The sequence below is a fragment of the Kordia sp. genome (genome assembly GCF_045105435.1).
Lineage (GTDB): Bacteria > Bacteroidota > Bacteroidia > Flavobacteriales > Flavobacteriaceae > Kordia.
This window is the reverse complement of the sequence record NZ_JBGCDL010000337.1, coordinates 1-18,280: the sequence shown is the minus strand read 5'-3', so window position 1 is coordinate 18,280 and position 18,280 is coordinate 1. Positions and strand designations below refer to the sequence as shown.

17 protein-coding genes are annotated in these 18,280 nt (G+C 33.3%); 14 read left to right on the top strand and 3 right to left on the bottom strand.

From position 1 onward, the window contains the following. Positions 1 to 69 precede the first annotated feature (69 nt). From AB8B65_RS17190 to AB8B65_RS17145, 10 genes are all read left to right on the top strand, one after another. Positions 70 to 1,188 (top strand): N-acetylmuramoyl-L-alanine amidase, encoded by a 1,119-nt coding sequence (locus tag AB8B65_RS17190; RefSeq protein ID WP_405302513.1) that lies wholly within the window; start codon positions 70 to 72, stop codon positions 1,186 to 1,188. 70 nt (positions 1,189 to 1,258) lie between these two features. Then, positions 1,259 to 2,215, top strand: a complete 957-nt coding sequence (locus AB8B65_RS17185; RefSeq protein ID WP_405302512.1) for an MlaD family protein — start codon at positions 1,259 to 1,261, stop codon at positions 2,213 to 2,215. A gap of 31 nt (positions 2,216 to 2,246) precedes the next feature. Then, the gene (locus AB8B65_RS17180; RefSeq protein WP_405302511.1) at positions 2,247 to 3,557 is read left to right on the top strand and encodes a 4Fe-4S dicluster domain-containing protein; all 1,311 of its coding nucleotides are present in this window, start codon (positions 2,247 to 2,249) and stop codon (positions 3,555 to 3,557) included. A gap of 22 nt (positions 3,558 to 3,579) precedes the next feature. Then, complete coding sequence (locus AB8B65_RS17175; protein ID WP_405302510.1) at positions 3,580 to 4,359, top strand: (Fe-S)-binding protein; 780 nt, start codon at positions 3,580 to 3,582, stop codon at positions 4,357 to 4,359. A 37-nt stretch (positions 4,360 to 4,396) separates the two neighbouring features. Beyond that, positions 4,397 to 4,996, top strand: a complete 600-nt coding sequence (locus AB8B65_RS17170) for a hypothetical protein (RefSeq protein ID WP_405302509.1) — start codon at positions 4,397 to 4,399, stop codon at positions 4,994 to 4,996. A 6-nt stretch (positions 4,997 to 5,002) separates the two neighbouring features. Beyond that, positions 5,003 to 5,488 carry an ABC transporter ATPase gene (locus tag AB8B65_RS17165; protein ID WP_405302508.1) on the top strand — a complete coding sequence of 162 codons (486 nt, stop codon included), beginning with the start codon at positions 5,003 to 5,005 and terminating at the stop codon, positions 5,486 to 5,488. Between the two features lie 227 nt (positions 5,489 to 5,715). Further along, positions 5,716 to 5,922 carry a hypothetical protein gene (locus AB8B65_RS17160; protein ID WP_405302507.1) on the top strand — a complete coding sequence of 69 codons (207 nt, stop codon included), beginning with the start codon at positions 5,716 to 5,718 and terminating at the stop codon, positions 5,920 to 5,922. Positions 5,923 to 6,242: 320 nt separating this feature from the next. Beyond that, the gene (locus tag AB8B65_RS17155; protein ID WP_405302506.1) at positions 6,243 to 6,641 is read left to right on the top strand and encodes a hypothetical protein; all 399 of its coding nucleotides are present in this window, start codon (positions 6,243 to 6,245) and stop codon (positions 6,639 to 6,641) included. A 33-nt stretch (positions 6,642 to 6,674) separates the two neighbouring features. Continuing rightward, a complete protein-coding gene (locus AB8B65_RS17150; RefSeq protein ID WP_405302505.1) occupies positions 6,675 to 7,139 on the top strand; it encodes a hypothetical protein in 465 nt (154 codons plus the stop codon). Between the two features lie 39 nt (positions 7,140 to 7,178). Further along, on the top strand, positions 7,179 to 7,844 hold the full coding sequence (locus tag AB8B65_RS17145; RefSeq protein WP_405302527.1) for a sensor histidine kinase: 666 nt from the start codon (positions 7,179 to 7,181) through the stop codon (positions 7,842 to 7,844). A 2-nt stretch (positions 7,845 to 7,846) separates the two neighbouring features. Here AB8B65_RS17145 and AB8B65_RS17140 read toward each other — a convergent pair whose 3' ends face one another. After that, positions 7,847 to 9,034, bottom strand: a complete 1,188-nt coding sequence (locus tag AB8B65_RS17140; RefSeq protein WP_405302504.1) for a lanthionine synthetase LanC family protein — start codon at positions 9,032 to 9,034, stop codon at positions 7,847 to 7,849. A 404-nt stretch (positions 9,035 to 9,438) separates the two neighbouring features. Here AB8B65_RS17140 and AB8B65_RS17135 point away from each other — a divergent pair, with 404 nt between their 5' ends. Further along, complete coding sequence (locus tag AB8B65_RS17135) at positions 9,439 to 12,354, top strand: glycoside hydrolase family 3 N-terminal domain-containing protein (protein ID WP_405302503.1); 2,916 nt, start codon at positions 9,439 to 9,441, stop codon at positions 12,352 to 12,354. Positions 12,355 to 12,366: 12 nt separating this feature from the next. Then, positions 12,367 to 13,494, top strand: coding sequence for an N-acetyl-alpha-D-glucosaminyl L-malate synthase BshA (gene bshA, locus AB8B65_RS17130; RefSeq protein ID WP_405302502.1), 1,128 nt, complete (start codon positions 12,367 to 12,369; stop codon positions 13,492 to 13,494). 166 nt (positions 13,495 to 13,660) lie between these two features. Here bshA and AB8B65_RS17125 read toward each other — a convergent pair whose 3' ends face one another. Continuing rightward, positions 13,661 to 14,770 (bottom strand): caspase family protein, encoded by a 1,110-nt coding sequence (locus AB8B65_RS17125; RefSeq protein ID WP_405302501.1) that lies wholly within the window; start codon positions 14,768 to 14,770, stop codon positions 13,661 to 13,663. A 120-nt stretch (positions 14,771 to 14,890) separates the two neighbouring features. Here AB8B65_RS17125 and AB8B65_RS17120 point away from each other — a divergent pair, with 120 nt between their 5' ends. Together AB8B65_RS17120 and AB8B65_RS17115 are read left to right on the top strand one after the other, a co-directional pair. Next, a complete protein-coding gene (locus tag AB8B65_RS17120) occupies positions 14,891 to 15,586 on the top strand; it encodes a hypothetical protein (RefSeq protein ID WP_405302500.1) in 696 nt (231 codons plus the stop codon). Between the two features lie 182 nt (positions 15,587 to 15,768). Next, entirely contained in the window at positions 15,769 to 17,457 is a 1,689-nt protein-coding gene (locus AB8B65_RS17115; RefSeq protein ID WP_405302499.1) for a sensor histidine kinase, read from the top strand. Between the two features lie 42 nt (positions 17,458 to 17,499). Here AB8B65_RS17115 and msrB read toward each other — a convergent pair whose 3' ends face one another. After that, positions 17,500 to 17,943, bottom strand: coding sequence for a peptide-methionine (R)-S-oxide reductase MsrB (msrB, locus tag AB8B65_RS17110; RefSeq protein ID WP_405302498.1), 444 nt, complete (start codon positions 17,941 to 17,943; stop codon positions 17,500 to 17,502). Between the last annotated feature and the right edge of the window lie 337 nt (positions 17,944 to 18,280).

Below are 18,280 nucleotides of genomic sequence, written 5' to 3'. Positions count from 1 at the left end.
GCATTATTATAGTATAAACGAATAGAAATCGAATTTATGTATAGATATTTTTCAATAATACTAATTTTTTTGTCAGCAACTTTTATCGTTTCTGCAAATGAAATGACAGAAGAGAAACCAACAAATAAGCGAAAAGAATTTGTGGTAATGATTGATGCAGGACATGGCGGAAACGACACAGGAACGCCAGGAACAGGACGATATAAGGCTACAGAAAAAGACATTGCCTTAGATGTTTCGTTGGCATTAGGTAAAATGTTGGACAAACTTCCCAACGTAAAAGTGATTTATACGCGTAAAAAAGATACCTATCCTACGTTAAGTCAACGCGCAGTATTGACAAATAAGAAAAAAGCAGATCTATTTATTTCAATTCATTGCAATGCGCAACCTGGCAAAAAAGGTAAAAAGTTTGGGACTACAGCGTATGGTTCGGAAACTTTTGTATTGGGTTTAAGTAAAAACAAAACCAACTTAGAAGTAGCTAAACGTGAAAACTCAGTGATCTTTTTAGAAGAAAACCATGAAGAAGTATATGAAGGATTTGATCCAAGCTCGCCAGAATCATTAATTAGCTTAATTATTTTACAAGAAGAATACTTAGATCAAAGTATTGAAATAGCTTCGTACATTCAAAAAGAATTCAAAGTAACCGCAAAACGTAAAGATAGAGGTGTAAAGCAAGCAGGATTTTGGGTGTTATCAAAAACTTACATGCCAAGCGTTTTGGTAGAACTCGGTTTTTTGACTCATAAAAAGGAAGAAGATTTTTTAAACTCCAAGCGTGGAAAAAAAATCATGACCAAGTCCTTATATAATGCCGTAAAAAAATATATTGATTTACATTCTGAAAAAGTCTATAAAGAAAGCGAAGAAATTATTTCAGAAACCGTTCCTGATTTTGAAGATATGCAGTCTTCGCAAGTGTTCAAAGATGTAACATTTAAAGTGCAGTTATCGGCAAGTTCCAAAAAAATTGCTATTAAAGCTTATAATTTTAAAGGATTGTCTCAAATTTCCAGAGAAAAATCAGGCAGTATCTTTCGTTATTTTTATGGCAAAACTTCTGATTATGAAGAAATAAAGCGCATGAAAGCTAGAGCAAAAAACAAAGGCTATAAAGACTGTTATATAGTCGCTTATAAAAAGGGAAAAAAGGTACCTTTAGCACAAGTATTGAATCAATAAGCAAATTAGACGTATTCTTAGCAAAAAAATAGCTAATTTTGCGAAGTTCACAAATTACCTAAAATTGAAAATGTCTAGAGAAATTAAAACGGCACTACTAGCAATTAGCGCGCTAGTACTATTATACTTCGGAATTAGTTACTTAATGTCAAAATCTGTATTTTCTGGCGACAGAGTTTTTTATGCAGAATATAATGACGTTGGCGGATTGATTCCTGCAACCAAAGTAATGATTAACGGATATCAAGTAGGTAAAGTACAAGACATTCAGTTGCAACCTTCAGGAAAATCAGTGGTAACTTTATCATTAGACAATGACTTCCAGTTTTCAAAAAACAGTACCATACAATTACAAGAAAATGGTTTTATCGGTGGAAAATCTTTAGCAATCATGCTAAAAAGAGATGGATCGCCTATGGCAATTGAAGGTGATACACTCAAAACAGAAGTGCGTGTAGGAATGGTTGATTCTTTCAAAAACCAACTCACACCATTACAAGCAAAAGTTGAAAACATGATTGTCAGTGCCGATTCTTTAGTTACTTCGGTTAATGCAATTTTAGATATTGAATCAAGAAAAAGCATCAAAAATAGTATCAAAGAACTAAATACTACGGTTAAAAACTTCAAACAAGCGTCAGGAACATTTAATAACATGCTTGAAACCAATAAGCGAAAGTTTGAAAATGCCATGACAAATGTGGATAATATGACGGCAAACTTCTCTAAAGTTTCCGATTCATTAGCCAACATTGAATTCAACAAAACTGTCAAACAACTACAAGCAACCATCAAAGGATTTGACAATATCATTGCAGGTATTGAAAACGGAGAAGGTTCGGTAGGGAAACTATTAAAAGATGAAGAACTGTACAATAACCTTACAGGCGCATCTTTACAAATGGAACAATTACTAGAAGACATGAAATTGAATCCGAAACGATACGTACATTTCTCATTATTTGGTAAAAAAGCCAAACAATACAAGAAATCGAAAGAAGAAGATACTGACGAAAAGAAAAACTAAGCACACCTAACCATCAAAAGATTTATTTCCTATGGAGTACATTCCTAATATTCTATTTGCCATACTCTTAATTGTTGGCGTAGGTTATTTTACAAAAAATGTTCGAAAACTAACCCGAAACATCAAACTTGGAAAAGATATTGATCGAACCGATAACAAATCTGAGCGTTGGAAAAATATGGCAATGATTGCTTTAGGGCAATCTAAAATGGTTCGCCGACCAATTGCAGGATTTTTACACATTATAGTATATTTAGGGTTTGTAATCATAAACATTGAAGTCTTAGAAATTATTATTGACGGACTTTTTGGAACCCACAGAGTATTTACCAAAGTATTACCCGACAGCGTTTATGGTTTCCTTATCGGAAGCTTTGAAATATTGGCTGTATTGGTGTTAATTACTGTAATTATTTTCTGGATTCGTAGAAATGTAATCAAGTTAAAACGTTTCCTAAGTGCCGAAATGAAAGGTTGGCCAAAAAGTGACGGAAACATCATTCTATACTTTGAAGTGGTATTAATGACTTTATTCTTGGTGATGAATGCAACAGATGTTGATTTCCAAAGTATGAATTCTGGAAACATTATCAGTAAACATATTGCAGGTTTATTTGGGTCAGGAGAGCATTTGCATATTATAGAAAGAGCAGCTTGGTGGATTCACATTGCAGGAATCTTAACCTTCTTAAACTACTTATACTACTCAAAACATTTACACATCTTATTAGCATTTCCAAACACATGGTACGCAAACTTACAGCCGAAAGGTCAGTTTGTAAATGATGCGAGTGTGACTAAAGAAGTCAAATTAATGATGGATCCGAATGCTGATCCTTTTGCCGCTCCGGCGGAAGGAGAAGACGAAGGCGAACCTGAAAAATTTGGCGCTTCGGATGTGCAAGACCTAAACTGGGTGCAGTTAATGAATTCGTATACGTGTACAGAATGTGGACGTTGTACAAGTGAATGTCCTGCAAACTTGACAGGAAAAAAGCTGTCGCCACGTAAAATAATGATGGATACCAGAGATCGTCTAGAAGAAGTTGGTAAAAACATTGATGCCAACAAAGGAACTTTTGTAGACGATGGAAAATCTTTACTTAACGATTATATCACTACAGAAGAATTGTGGGCATGTACATCTTGTAATGCTTGTGTAGAAGCGTGTCCAGTAAACATTGATCCGTTATCAATTATCATGGAAATGCGTAAATACTTAGTCATGGAGCAATCGGCTGCACCAACAGAATTAAACGTCATGATGGGGAATATTGAAAACAATGGCGCACCTTGGCCGTACAATCAAATGGACAGACTTAACTGGAAAGACGAAAACTAATACAACTTAAAAAGATACGAAGATGAAAGTACCTACAATGGCAGCACTTATGGCAGAAGGGAAACAACCAGAAATATTATTTTGGGTTGGTTCTGCTGGAAGTTATGATGATAGAGCAAAAAAAATAACCAAAGCTTTTGTGAAAATTCTAAACAAGGCAAATGTTGACTTTGCTGTTTTAGGATCAGAAGAAAGTTGTACTGGAGATGTAGCAAAGCGCGCAGGAAATGAATTCTTATTTCAGATGCAAGCAATGATGAATATCGAAGTACTGAATGCGTATGAAATAAAACGAATTGTAACCTGTGATCCGCATTCTTTCAATTGTTTAAAAAATGAATATCCTTCTTTGGGCGGAACTTACGAAGTTGTACATCACACACAATTTATAAAAGAATTGATTGATGGTGGACGTTTGCAAAACATCGGAGATACTTACAAAGGAAAACGTATTACGTTTCATGATCCTTGTTATTTAGGAAGAGCTAATAAAGTATACGATGCTCCTCGTGATGTTTTAAGTGTTTTAAATGCAAATTTAACAGAAATGAAGCGTCACAAAGCAACAGCACTTTGTTGTGGAGCTGGAGGCGCACAAATGTTCAAAGAACCCGAAAAAGGCGATAAAGACATCAATGTATTACGTACGGAAGATGCTTTAAAAACAAATCCAGAAATTATTGCAACAGGTTGTCCATATTGTAACACTATGATGACTGATGGAATTAAGTTTAAAGAAAAAGAAGATACTGTTGTAGTGCAAGATATTGCAGAATTAATTGCCAATGCACAAGATCTATAAGATGATAAAAAAAATAATAACACTATGTATATTGTGTATGACAATTATTGTTACTGCACAAGAAGAAGATTCAAAACAAGCTGTATTAGATGATATTACAAGAGATGCATGCGATTGCATCACTGAAAAATCTTCAAAAAAGATCACAAAAAAACAACTTGAAGTACAACTAGGACTTTGTTTAATAAATTCCTATGGGAAATACAAAAAGCGTATTGATAAGTACATTGAAATATCGTTAAATGATCCAGATTCATTAGAAAACTTAGGCCAAGAAATTGGACTCAACATGCTCACAATATGTCCAGATACATTTATGTCGTTCGCACAAGAATATATAGTAGATGATTTAGAAGCTGAAGTAGCGGTAGTACCATCTAAAACAGATTTAGTTACAGGAAAGGTGCAGAAATTGACAAAAGATCAATTCAACATGATCACTTTTGAAGGAATTAATAAAAGAAAATACAAATTTCTTTGGTTGGAATACTTTGAAGGACAAGAATTGCTGAATGATGTAAAAAAGTTAAAAAAATTAAAAGTAACAGTCACTTTTGAAAGCGTTGAAATGTACGATCCAAAAATGGAAGATTACCGTACTTATAAAGTCATACGAAAAATTAAAGCTCAAAACTAAAATAAGATGCTTGTAGAATTTGATAACATATCTAATGAAGCCAGAGTCTGGATATACCAAGCCAATCGCTCATTCAGTGAAGTAGAGTTGGAGGAAATAAAAACCAAGCTTTCAAACTTTGTTACACAATGGACAGCACACGGAAGCGATTTAGAAGCTTCTTTCGAAATAAAATACAAACGTTTCATTATCATTGCGGTCGATCAAGGAAAACAAATGGCAACTGGTTGTTCTATTGATGCATCTGTACATTTTATTCAACAATTAGAAAAAGAATACAATGTTGATTTAATGGACAAAATGAACGTATCGTACAAACAAGGACAATACGTAGCTTATAAAGACTTAAAAGCATTTCGTAAAATGGCAAAAGACAAAGCTGTTACAGGAAATACAATCGTTTTCAATAACTTAGTCACTACAAAAGCCGAATTTTTAGAAAATTGGGAAGTTCCTGCTAAAGAAAGTTGGCATGGACGTTTTTTAAATTAAAAGCATAAAACAATAAAATACTATTTAAAAAGGTAAACCACTCGGTTTGCCTTTTTTTTACTTATAACAAAAAGAAAATCAGTTATTTATAAAATTATGTTAAAGAATAACTGTCTACACTTTCTTTTTTACTATACAAGTGATTTTATGATAAATTAAGTACGGAATAACCGTAAGTAACTGGTTTTCAATTCGTTTATCTTTGGTTCAACTTAAAAACAAAAATTATGAAAAAAAGAAATTTAAACGCAAAACTAGCTTTAAAAAAGAACTTAGTATCTAATTTGCAAATTGAAGAAGTAAAAGGAGGATTACGAACAGATATTTGTTCAGGTTTACAAGAAACTTGCGGAGGCTGTCAAGGTCCTACGAAAGAATCTCCATGTCCAACACCAACAAGAGGAGACTGGACTTGTGGATGTCCACAACAATAATAGTAAAAATATTTTATCCACTTCAATATGTTTATAAGGAAGCATTTTTTTGAAAATGTTTATTCATTAGTCGGATAAAAATTAAAGAGGCTGTCTAAAAAGTCATAATTTCGTCAAACCGAACTTGATTCGGTTTCGCATAACAGTTGAAAATCAGCTTTATGAGATTCTGGATCAAGTCCAGAATGACGGCTTTTGAAACTTTCCAGACAGCCTCTTTTTTGTACACTATATTTTGATGAATATGTCAAAAATTACAAAACAAACAATGACCTACCGTAAAATTCCTATATTTGTGATCCCCAAAATTATAATATTACGTGTCAAAAAAACTAAAATACTATCTAGGAGTATTTCTAATTTCCGCTATTTGTGGCTTTCTATTGTATAGTTTATTAGATAACTATGAAGCTTTTGAGCAACAAAAAATCGATGCGCAACTACAAAAAGCACATGCAGAAGCCATTACAAACGCAAAAGCAGGAATTGAAGTCTACGCGTCATTGGTTTCTGGTTTAAAAAGTTATACAAAAAACAGCAAAGAATTTCCTTCTGAAATAGAATTACAAAGCTATTTGAATGATTTTTTAAAAGAAACAAAATTTAACGATTCCATCTTAATCAACTTTATTGACACAAATCATGTATTCAAATATGTGGTAACGCCCAAAAAAATAGATCCAAACAACCTAAAAGGACGTTCTGTAAAATCGATCTAATCTCAAAAAAGAATAGATGAGTTAGACACGCTGATGAAAAGCAATACAATTCACTTATTCACCCCAATAAATCTCAGAGAAGGCTGGGCAGGTTTTCCGTTTAACTTTTCTGCCAAAACAAGTAGTAATGAAATTATTGGCTACATAACACCTATACTTGATGTAAAATATCTTTTAGACTATTTTTATGAAGGTACGGATCATAATATGTATGTACATAAATTTCTAGTAAATGATTCTTTAGATTTAACTCGCGAAGCTTTCTACAACGAATCAGAAATTTTTAATACCAATAGAGATGCTGAGTACTACAAAAATTTTGCTATAAATGAAGACGCATTCATATACAGTACAATTCAACTATTTGGGTTAAAACTAAAAATTGGAAGTGCTTTCAAAAATCCTCCAAGTATCAATAAAAACATCTCAATTATAGCGTATGGCTGTTATGCGATGATGGTTTTTTTAATCTTTGTGATTCTGAATCAGTTCCTATAAAATAATTCATTAAACAAAAATCTCCAAAATGCCAATGCAATAGTTGTCTCTAAAAATCAAGCATTAGAAGGCAGTCTCTCAAAAATTGAAGTTTTAATAAAGGAAATTCATCACAGAGTAAAGAACAACATGCAAATGATTTCGGGCATTCTTACTTTGCAGGAAGACGAATACGAAGATGAAAACATTATAAATGCACTTCGCGACAGTCAAAACAGAATCAAATCGATGTCGTTAGTGCATCAAAAACTATACGGAACGCATACACTAAAAGATGTTCCCACTAAAGAATATGTTGTGCAACTTATTGATTTTATAAAAGATACGGTAAGTCATGCAATTTTAGATGTACAGATAGAAATTGAAATTAACGAAACCTTGAGTTTTGATGGAGATACCACGGCAAATTTAGGTTTAATTATCAATGAGTTAATCACAAACTCATTCAAATATGCGTTTAAAAAAGATCAAAAAAACAGCTTTTATTTAGCAATTGTAAAACAAGCTGATAATTACAAATTGATGTATAGTGATAGTGGAGATGGTTTGCCAGACGATTTTGATTTTGAAACAACTTCTTCTTTAGGAATGCAATTAGTACAAGTATTAACCGATCAATTGAATGGCAAACTAAGCTACACAAAAGTTCCTAAAAAAGCCTTTGAAATTTACTTTAAGCCAATCGTATCTAGCTTTTCTATTTAAAATTAGGACATTAAAATCATGCTGTCCCAATCCAAATCGGCTTCGGGTAATTTGCTCAACAGGGAAAGTCCCAAACCAGCATATCCAATCAAAAAACCTGTCAAATCTTTTCGTGCATAACTTCCCGATCGTGTGTGACTCGCTTTAATTTGTGGTGAACCTTTATCTAGCTGTTCCAACGTTTTTCTGAACCAAAAATCGGCAGCAAACTTAAAATCAGCAATCTCCGTAGTTTTGTACAAACGTTGAAAAATATGAGCCGCGCCAACCGTTCCGTGACACAACCAAATATCATTCATCATGCTCATATCCATATCTTTTCGAAGTGTTGTATTCAAAAGCATTTGTACTACTTCCGCTTTCAAATTGGCGTCTTTCAATACTTCACCAGACGAATACAAAACAGTTAAAATTCCCAAATCGCCATAACACCAAGCCAATCTACTGCGTCTATTCTCCTTTACATTTTTGCCAATTCTATTTGGGAAAAACTTTCCATTTGTCACAAAATCTTTCTTATGTTCAAAAGTAAAATTGATAATCAATTGTAAAATAGCTTTGCACTTTTCTGGGTTAATTTGCTTGGCGCAAAACGTATTCAAGATCGCCACAAATCCGTAAACACCATGCGAAACACCTAAATTCACGCTTGGAAACTTATGCCGTTCATCTTCCGATTCAAAAAATGAAATCGGATTTTCTAATGCAAAAACTTGATCGTGTACTTCATCAATAAATTTAGAAAGTAGGGCAGAATCCGTACTTTCTTTACTCAGTAAATACTTCAAAATACCACTAAAACCTGTTAGATATTCATAATTACGAACCGACAATTCTTTTTGTGCAGCATTCATAAAAACGGCATCCATTTCGGGTGTATCTAACTCATTATCAACATCTATAAAACGTTGAATATACTTAAAAAACCAACCCAAACCTGCCAATCCAGACGAATACACATAGCGTTCAGGCATATTTTTCTCCAGTTGATCAAACAGCAATTCTAAATTCGCAACAGCGCTTTCGTAATGGCGTTCGTTTTGTGTGACTTTATGTAGATGAAAATAAAAAATAACAATTCCGGGCAAACCACCATTAATGGTAACTAACTCGTTGTCGTGCGATTTTATAAAAAAATCAATACTCTCTAAATGTTGATGAATTTTCTCCAATAATTCGCCTTTGGGCATTTTTAGCTAAAGAAGCAACTGACTTTTTGTTCAACATAAGTGAACGAGAAAACTTTGTTTTTCATGGTATTTGTTTTAATATTAATAATAAAACAAAGCAACCTATAAAAGTCCGAATATAAAACACAAGCTTCCCCAAATTAAAGGATTTGGGGTTCTTAAAAAAACCTGCTTTTATAACAATTAAAGGAATAGGATAAATTAAAACTGTCAGAAAAATAAGTTTTTCACCATCCTTATCTGTCAAGAACTGTATATTTTATAATTTGTGAAAGTATTGTTAATTTTCAACAATGCTTTTTTGTGTGCAATAAAGTCTGTACATTTAATCTATTATGTGAAAGAAGTACAAATGGCATCTTTTTTGCCTTACATAGTACTATCAATGTTAGTGAATTTACCCTATGAATAAATACAGCACGATACTCATCATCATAGTATCACTCTTTATAACTAGCGCACAAAAACCGCGCTTTTTCAACTCAAAAGAACACAAAGCCCAAGAAAAATGGGTTGATAGCGTTTACACAAGTATGACGCAACAAGAACGTTTTGGTCAATTATTTGCCATTCAAGCCTATTCCGACAAAGGTTTGGCAGCTGACAATAGGGTAAAACAGCACATAATGAAGTATAAAATTGGTGGTGTCGTATTTATGGGAAAAAACCCAACGAAACAAGTCAAACTAACGAATCAATTTCAAAAACTATCCAAAGTACCATTACTAATTGCAATGGATGCCGAATGGGATTTTGGCAAAAAAATAGATTCAGCACACACATATCCGTATAACTTACTACTAGGCGCTATTGAAGATGATAAAATTATTGAACAAATAGGAAAGCGAATTGGCGCACACAGCAAACGTTTGGGCGTAAATCTCACTTTTGCTCCTGTGGCAACGGTTCAAACGGAAAATAACTTAGCAGCAGTAGGAAATCGTTCGTATGGAGAAAATAGCATACAAGTAACCAACAAAGTCAATGCGTTTACCAAAGGTATACAAAGCACAGGCACACTTGCTTGCGGCATCTACTTTCCTAGTATTGGCAATTTGGCAGCAGATAACACAACGGAACTACCCGAAATTTCGCTTTCAGCAACTCAATTGGATAGTATTCAATTAACTTCATACAAATCCTTAATCAAAAATAAAATTGGCGCAGTGATGACGAGTCACGTACAAGTGCCAAGTTTAACTTCGGTCACAGGTTTGTCAGCTTCCTTATCGCACAATATTGTCACCAAAAAACTCAAAAATGAACTAGGTTTCAAAGGATTGACTATTTCGGCGCCGCTAAATAACGAACTTCTTAAAAAAGACAAAGAACTTGGCGAATTGGAATTAGCAGCTTTTGTCGCTGGAAATGATGTATTACTGTTGCCAGAAGATGTGCCTGCTGTCATAGCAAAATTTGAAGAAGCCATGAAACTAGGCATCATCAAAGAAGCGCGCGTTTCTCGTGCAGTAAAAAATATATTGCGTGCCAAATACAAAGCCGGACTTGTTACGTTTGAACCGTTACAGGAAACGGCTGTGGTTGACGCGCTGGATAATAGAAAAGACGATGTGTTACATTACAAAGCGGTAAAACACGCCGTTACAGCTGTAAAAGTAGACAACACTATTTTACCAATACGAAATTTAGCACAGCAAAACATAGCATACATTGCTATGGGAGACGCTGACGGAAGTGTATTTGTAAATACCTTACGTAAATACGCTGCAATTGATATCATCAAAGAAAAAAACTTAGCCAATTTGGTTGAAAAACTACAAAGCTATTCCACAGTAATTGTAGGATTGCATACATCTGACGAAAGTCCGACAGCGGATTATAATTTTACTGACAAGGAAATTGTTTGGTTGCAAGAACTATCACGCAATAGCAAAGTCATTTTAAATGTATTTACGAGTCCGCACAGTTTGGCCAAAATAAAAAGCTTCACAAACATTGAAAACATACTAGTTTCGTATCAAAACAGCGATGTTTCTCAAGAAATTTCAGCGCAAATTATCTTTGGCGCCATCAAAGCACAAGGAAAATTGCCAGTTGCCATCGGAGAAGAGTTTCCAATTGGCACAGGATTCAAAACAAATACGTTAGCGCGTTTAGGATACGATCTGCCAGAATCCGTAGGAATCAATTCCGCTAAACTCAACCGAATAGATTCGTTGGCAGCATTGGTAATTTCTGAAAAAATGGCGCCAGGTGTGCAATTACTCATCGCCCGAAAGGGAAAAATCATCTACAATAAAAACTTCGGATATCATACCTATAAAAAGAAGAAAAAAGTAACGGATCACGATATGTATGATGTGGCTTCTATGACCAAAATTCTAGCAACATTACCATTGGTGATGCGATTAGAAGAAAATAAAAAACTCTCGCTAAGTTCTCGATTGGGCGATTTATCATCAAAATTTAAAGGTACCAACAAAGACAAACTAAAGATTGTAGAAATATTATCGCACTATGCACGCTTAAAACCGTGGATTCCTTTTTATGTCAATACTTTAGATACGATCACGAATAAACCTGATAAAAAATGGTACAGCAGTAAAAAATCTAAAAAATACAATGTCAAAGTTGCGGACAATTTATATATGAATACGGAATACAAAGATTCCATCATGCAACGTATTATTGATAGCGATTTGCTAACAAAGAAGCGTTATAAGTATAGCGATTTGCCATTTTACATCTTAAAAGACTATTTAGAAGCGACTTACAAGTCAAATCTAAACAAGTTAACACAACAGTATTTTTACAAATCGTTGGGCGCGCACCGAACTACCTACAATCCGTTAGAAAAATTTTCAAAAAGCGTGATAGTTCCTTCAGAAAAAGACGACTATTACCGAAACCAAGTGTTGCAAGGATATGTACATGATATGGGCGCAGCAATGCAAGGTGGAATTGGCGGGCACGCAGGATTGTTTAGCACGGCAAATGATGTGGCAAAAATGATGCAAATGTATATGAATGGTGGAAGCTATGGAAATGTACAGTATTTGGAGGAAGCAACAATTAACAAATTTAATAACTGTTACTATTGTCATAAAGACAACCGACGCGGCGTAGGATTTGACAAACCGCAATTGGGCGATGTCGGACCAACCTGTGGCTGTGTTTCCATGAAAAGTTTTGGACACTCAGGATTTACAGGAACGTACACATGGGCAGATCCGGATAAAGAAATTGTATACGTATTTCTGTCTAACAGAACGTATCCGACCATGACAAACAGAAAATTGATAAAAACTGATATACGAACCAAAATTCAACAGCTTATTTACGAAGCTATTGAAGAATAAACCCTACTAGATTTGAAAATAGCAATCGTATGTTATCCAACTTTTGGTGGAAGTGGCGTTGTCGCTACCGAATTAGGAATTGCCCTAGCCAATAGAGGACATGAGATACATTTTATAACCTACAAGCAGCCTGTTCGTTTGGCTTTGTTAAGCGAAAATATTCACTTTCACGAAGTATTTGTACCTGAATATCCTTTGTTTCATTACCAACCGTATGAGTTGGCATTGTCGAGCAAATTGGTTGACATGGTAAAATTACACGGAATCGATTTATTACATGTACACTATGCCATTCCGCATGCATACGCAGGATATATGGCAAAAAAGATGTTGGCAGAAGAAGGCATTAACATTCCTATGGTAACAACCTTGCACGGAACAGATATCACTTTGGTGGGAAGTCATCCATTTTACAAACCTGCGGTTACATTTAGCATCAACAAATCGGATGTAGTAACGTCGGTTTCAGAAAGTTTAAAACAAGACACGTTGCGTTTATTTGACATAAAACGAGATATAGATGTCATTCCAAACTTCATTGATGTAACCAAGTACGACCACGGATTTACCGATTGTCAGCGTAGTTTAATGGCGAATGAAGATGAAAAAATAGTCACACACGTTAGTAACTTCCGAAAAGTAAAACGCATTGATGATGTGGTGAAGATATTTTACGAAATACAAAAAGAAATTCCTGCCAAACTTATGATGGTTGGTGAAGGACCCGAAAAAGAACCAGCGGAATTATTGTGTGAAGAACTCGGTATTTCAGACAAGGTTATTTTCTTAGGAAATAGTAATGAGGTTGATAAAATATTGTGTTTCTCGGACTTGTTTTTATTGCCATCGGAAACAGAAAGTTTCGGTTTGGCGGCATTGGAAGCAATGATTTCGTCCGTTCCTGTTATATCGAGTAACACAGGAGGAATTCCGGAAGTAAACATACATGGAGTTTCGGGGTATTTAAGTAATGTGGGCGATGTCAAAGACATGTCTAGCAATGCTTTAAAAATATTAAAAGACGATACTGAATTGGACAAATTCAAAGCAGCAGCCAAAGAACAAGCATTGGCATTTGATATCAATAAAATTGTACCTGTGTATGAGTTTATATATCAAAAGGCTTTTGAGATGGCTTAGTTAGATGCGCTTTCGCTGTTAGAACCAAGATCGCTTTGCTTTTATTTTTAGACCGCTTTCGCTGTTAGAATTAAGATCGCTTGGCTAATTCTTTTAAGTGTTTATAAAGCAAAAAAAACTCAATCTTTAATAAACAGATTGAGGTTTTGTTTTTAGAAAGAGGGTTTTATGTGAATAGTTTGCGATTCCAGTTTGTGTTTCCTGAATCGAAATCCATTTGTTGTTCCTTTATATCAACATGTGGATCTTCTCTTAATGCCTTATTAACTTCAGTCTTAAACTCTTGATATGTAATATTTAAGTTATTTAAAATAGTCTTGGTTGCATAAAAACTGAAAGCTCCATAATGTCCTATTTCATAACCATCATTAAGAGTAAATTGCCTTTCATATGCTTTTTGAGATATATCATCTTCAGCGGCTATTAAAGTAATATTTTTGTATCCTCTTATTCTCAAGGGAACAGCTGTTGGTGTATTAATTGTATTAGAAGTGTTAGTCATTAATTTACCTCTTTGAGTAGCTTTTAAATTATTAATTGATTTATGATTTTTTTTGTAAACTAAAACTTTTTCTGAAAGACTGAAAACATTACTTTTATGATTAGAATCTTCTATACAAGCCTTAATTTCTGTTAAAACTTCTTCTCTTTTACTTTCAATATTCAATAGATTCGGGGGTATTATAATTTCATGAGGAATCCTGGGAAGAAAATCATCAATAATTTTACTGTTTATAGGGATTAATAAATGATTAATACCATCAAGTTTATCATCAATAATTTTGTATTCTAATTCTAATACATCATTAGCTAATAATTGTCTAGATTTATACGCTTCTAAGTTACTTATCAAGCTTAAACGTTTATACTGAGCAAAGCCTCTGGAAAAACAAGAATCAATAATTAAAATTAGTTTTGCGTTGTCATGTAAATTTGTAAGCTCTTGTAAAATTTGAAATTCATAAATATTTTTATTGTCATTGAATATTAATCCTTCAATTGTTATTCTTATATTTAAATCTAAATTGATAGCGTGTCCGGAAAAAAATACAATTCCAGTATCACCGTCTTGAAGTTCATCTATAAATTTTTTAATTAAATTGAATGCATTATCTCTTGTTTTATTATGATGAATATCTCTAGAATCATCAATGGCAAAACCTAACTGAGTCAATGTGTTTTTCCATATTTTAGTGTCGTTTTTACAACCATTTAATTGTGGTATAATTGGAGTTTGAAAATCTTGTGCGGAAAATAGTAGTGCTTTTTTACTCATAATTTTGTTTTAAGTAAAATTACTCTTTACATAGATTCAATTAAATACCTAATAATGGGTATTATAAACTAACGAGGATAAAGCTAGTTTTGAGGTATTAGTAACTTTAAAATTTAAGTAATGAACAAATTAGAAATTTCTGGAACGGTTTCCTTTCAAGAGACATGTCAAGACAGATGGCAAGCTATTTATTTTAGTTCTTCATATGGAACAACATTTTCTATATTAGGTAAGTTTAAGTATGATAAGGTACAGAAAAAACTATTATCAACTACACTTCGTTTAGTTAATTACAAAGGACCGATAAATATGGCAATAGCTAGTGCTAAATATAAGCTAGCTAGGAAATGGATTGAAGTAAAGGAAAGAGGTATAGCTGTTACGAAAATTATACGTGTAATCTCTATTGAAGTAGAAGTTCGTGGGTTAATAATTACTAATGTGAATACACCTGTTAAAAACGAATATGTGCTTACAGATTGTGATTTAAAAAATGATGTGTACCTTGAAATAGATAGGGTTTTACTTAAGCTAAATGATGGCGGGGGACATAAAGAAAATGAAGTTTTTGACTCTGAATTTTTCTACAGAGATGGTGAACGTAACCCTCATGCTTTCAGTTTAAAACGTATTGAATATATGCAAGCAAGAAATTTAAATCCTCCAGTAGACGCCAGGTGTATAGAAGAAAACGTAGGAGGAAAAGAAGTTTCTAGAATTGAAAGAGTTAATCCTAAAAAAGAAAAAGTAGATAATTCAGCAGGAAAGTCTCCTGGAAATGTATGCCCAAAAGGATACAGTAAAATTATATTTTAATGCATAAAACCTTAGTGTTGCTTGTATTGTTAGGTTTTGTAAACCTAGTAAAAAGTCAAGATGACAAAATATTAAAAACGTACGTCGACGAAATTCTAAACTTAGAATACAAGTCGGCGTATGCTTTTGCGTCAAATATTAGTGATTCTATATTAAAGCAAGAATTACAAGTATTCGCAAACATGCATTATTATGCAGGACAAGAGAAAGAACATCAAAAATATATAATAAAAACTAAAGAAGAAATTTCTGTACAATATTGTATTTCTTTACTCAACAAAGGATTTGACGAATTATATCATAATCCAAATAAAGTAGATTATTTTCTTTCATTTCACAAAGCCTATACTATAGCAAAAGAACTACAAATAGTTTCGCTCCAAAAAATGTGCTTGTTAGGTATATTGAAATTTTACCATTTTCAGTATTCATTAACTCACAAACAATTTAAAAACTATTTAAAGGAATTTAAAAAATTAGCGCAATCTGATATTGAAAAATGTTTGTATTTATGGTACCAGATATACTTTGAATTTGAAAATACAGAGAAGGAAAAACGAATAGATCATTCATTGATAAGCAATTTTGACAATACAATTTCAAAATTGCCAGCTAGACATAAATTTTTACCTGAATATTATTCTTTAAAAGGAGTGTATTTTAAAACACAAGATTTATATCAAAAATCAAAGGATAATCATTTAAAGGTTATAAGGAATATGGAAGAATTACCTTATAATAAATACTTGTTTTTTAGAAGTTATATTCAATTAGCATCAATAGAGGCATATTTTAAGAATTACACTCAAGGTTTTAAATACATAGAAAAAGCCAAGGCTTACATTGATTTTTCAGATAAATCAAAAAGTAATGTTCAAATAAAAAATTACAGTTCTACTCTTTATGCGGGTATGGGTGAATATGAAAAAGCATACAATGATTTAAAGGCCTCTATAGATTTATTAAATAATACTCAACACTATGATAACAATGTAAAAAATGCAACACTCAATATAGAACTTAACACAGCAGCAAAAGACAAACAAATTTTAATTGATAAACAAACAGAGGTTCAGCAATTAACCATTATCTCTATTTTAGGAATAGTACTCGGTTTAGGAGCTATCATCGCTTTATTATACTATAGAAACTCCAAACGAAAACAACGCATCATAGCACAGCAACTAGAAATAGAAGGGCAAAAGCTTGAAAAAGTTGAAAAAGAACAAGAACTCGCAGCTATTGATGCCATGATTTTAGGACAAGAAAAAGAACGTGAAGCCATTGCAAATGATTTACACGACAATGTTTGTGCTTTACTTTCTGCAGCTAAAATGCAATTTGAACACCTTGAGGAACGTATAGAAAGTGAAGAGCAACAAAAGGTCGGTGAACTCTTTGATAAAACAAAAAACCTTCTAGAAAATGCCTATGATGAAGTACATTCAATGGCGTATCAAAAAAATAGTGGAATCATAGCGAAGAAAGCATTATTGCCTGCCATTGAAAACCTCATAAAAAATAATAATGGTATCAATGGTATTACTATTGAACTGCAACATTTCGGATTGGATCAACGTTTAGAAAGTTCTAAAGAAATTTTTATTTTCAGAATCATTCAAGAGTTAATGGCAAACATAATAAAGCATGCCAAAGCAACCGCGGCTAATATCTCTGTAACATTACATGAAACTTCAATATCTATTATTGTAGAAGACAATGGAATTGGTATTTCAGAAGAAATAATACTAAAAGACAAAGGCTTAGGGATTAGAAATATAAAAAAGAGAATTCAATCAATCAATGGAACAATGCACATTGATAGTTATACCAACAAAGGAACTTCTATTGTGATAGAAATTCCAAAATAATAGTATCGGTATACATTTTTAATATATGAAAAATCTAACAATCTAACCCTCCAACACAAGTGATTCCGAATTAATACAAAAGCGCAAGCCACTTGGTTCAGGACCATCAGGGAATACGTGTCCTAAATGGGCATCACAAGTACTGCAGGTGACTTCTACACGAATCATTCCGTGCGAAGTATCTTTAATATAATCAATCACATTATCTTTTACAGGTTCTGTAAAACTAGGCCAACCGCTACTTGAACTAAACTTCAAATTTGAATCAAACAAAGGCGTTCCACAACACACACAATTATAAATTCCAGGATCATAACTGCTACAATGTGCTCCCGAAAAAGCACGTTCTGTCCCTTTTAAACGCGTAATACGGTATTGTTCGGGTGATAGTTGTGCAATCCATTCCTCTTCGGTTTTCTCCACACGTGTATCAGGTTTCTTATTTCCGTGTGTTGCGTGGTGTATAATGTCTTTCCAAGTGAGCATAATTTTCTTTTTTTACAAAGATAGGAATTTAGGGATTAGGTCTTGGGTATTAGGTGTTAGGTATTAGGTGTTAGGTGTTAGGTGTTAGGGAGTTTTTTAAGAACCTAGGAAAAACAAATCAACAAATTGACAAAAAAGAAGTTTAGCTGTTTATAAGTTTAACCGTTTACGTTTTGAATCACAAATCAAAAAACATTTCTTAAAACCCAAAACCCAAAACCCAAAACCCAAAACCCAAAACCCAAAACCCAAAACCCAAAACCCAAAACCCAAAACCCAAAACCCAAAACCCAAAACCCAAAACCCAAAACCCAAAACCCAAAACCCAAAACCCAAA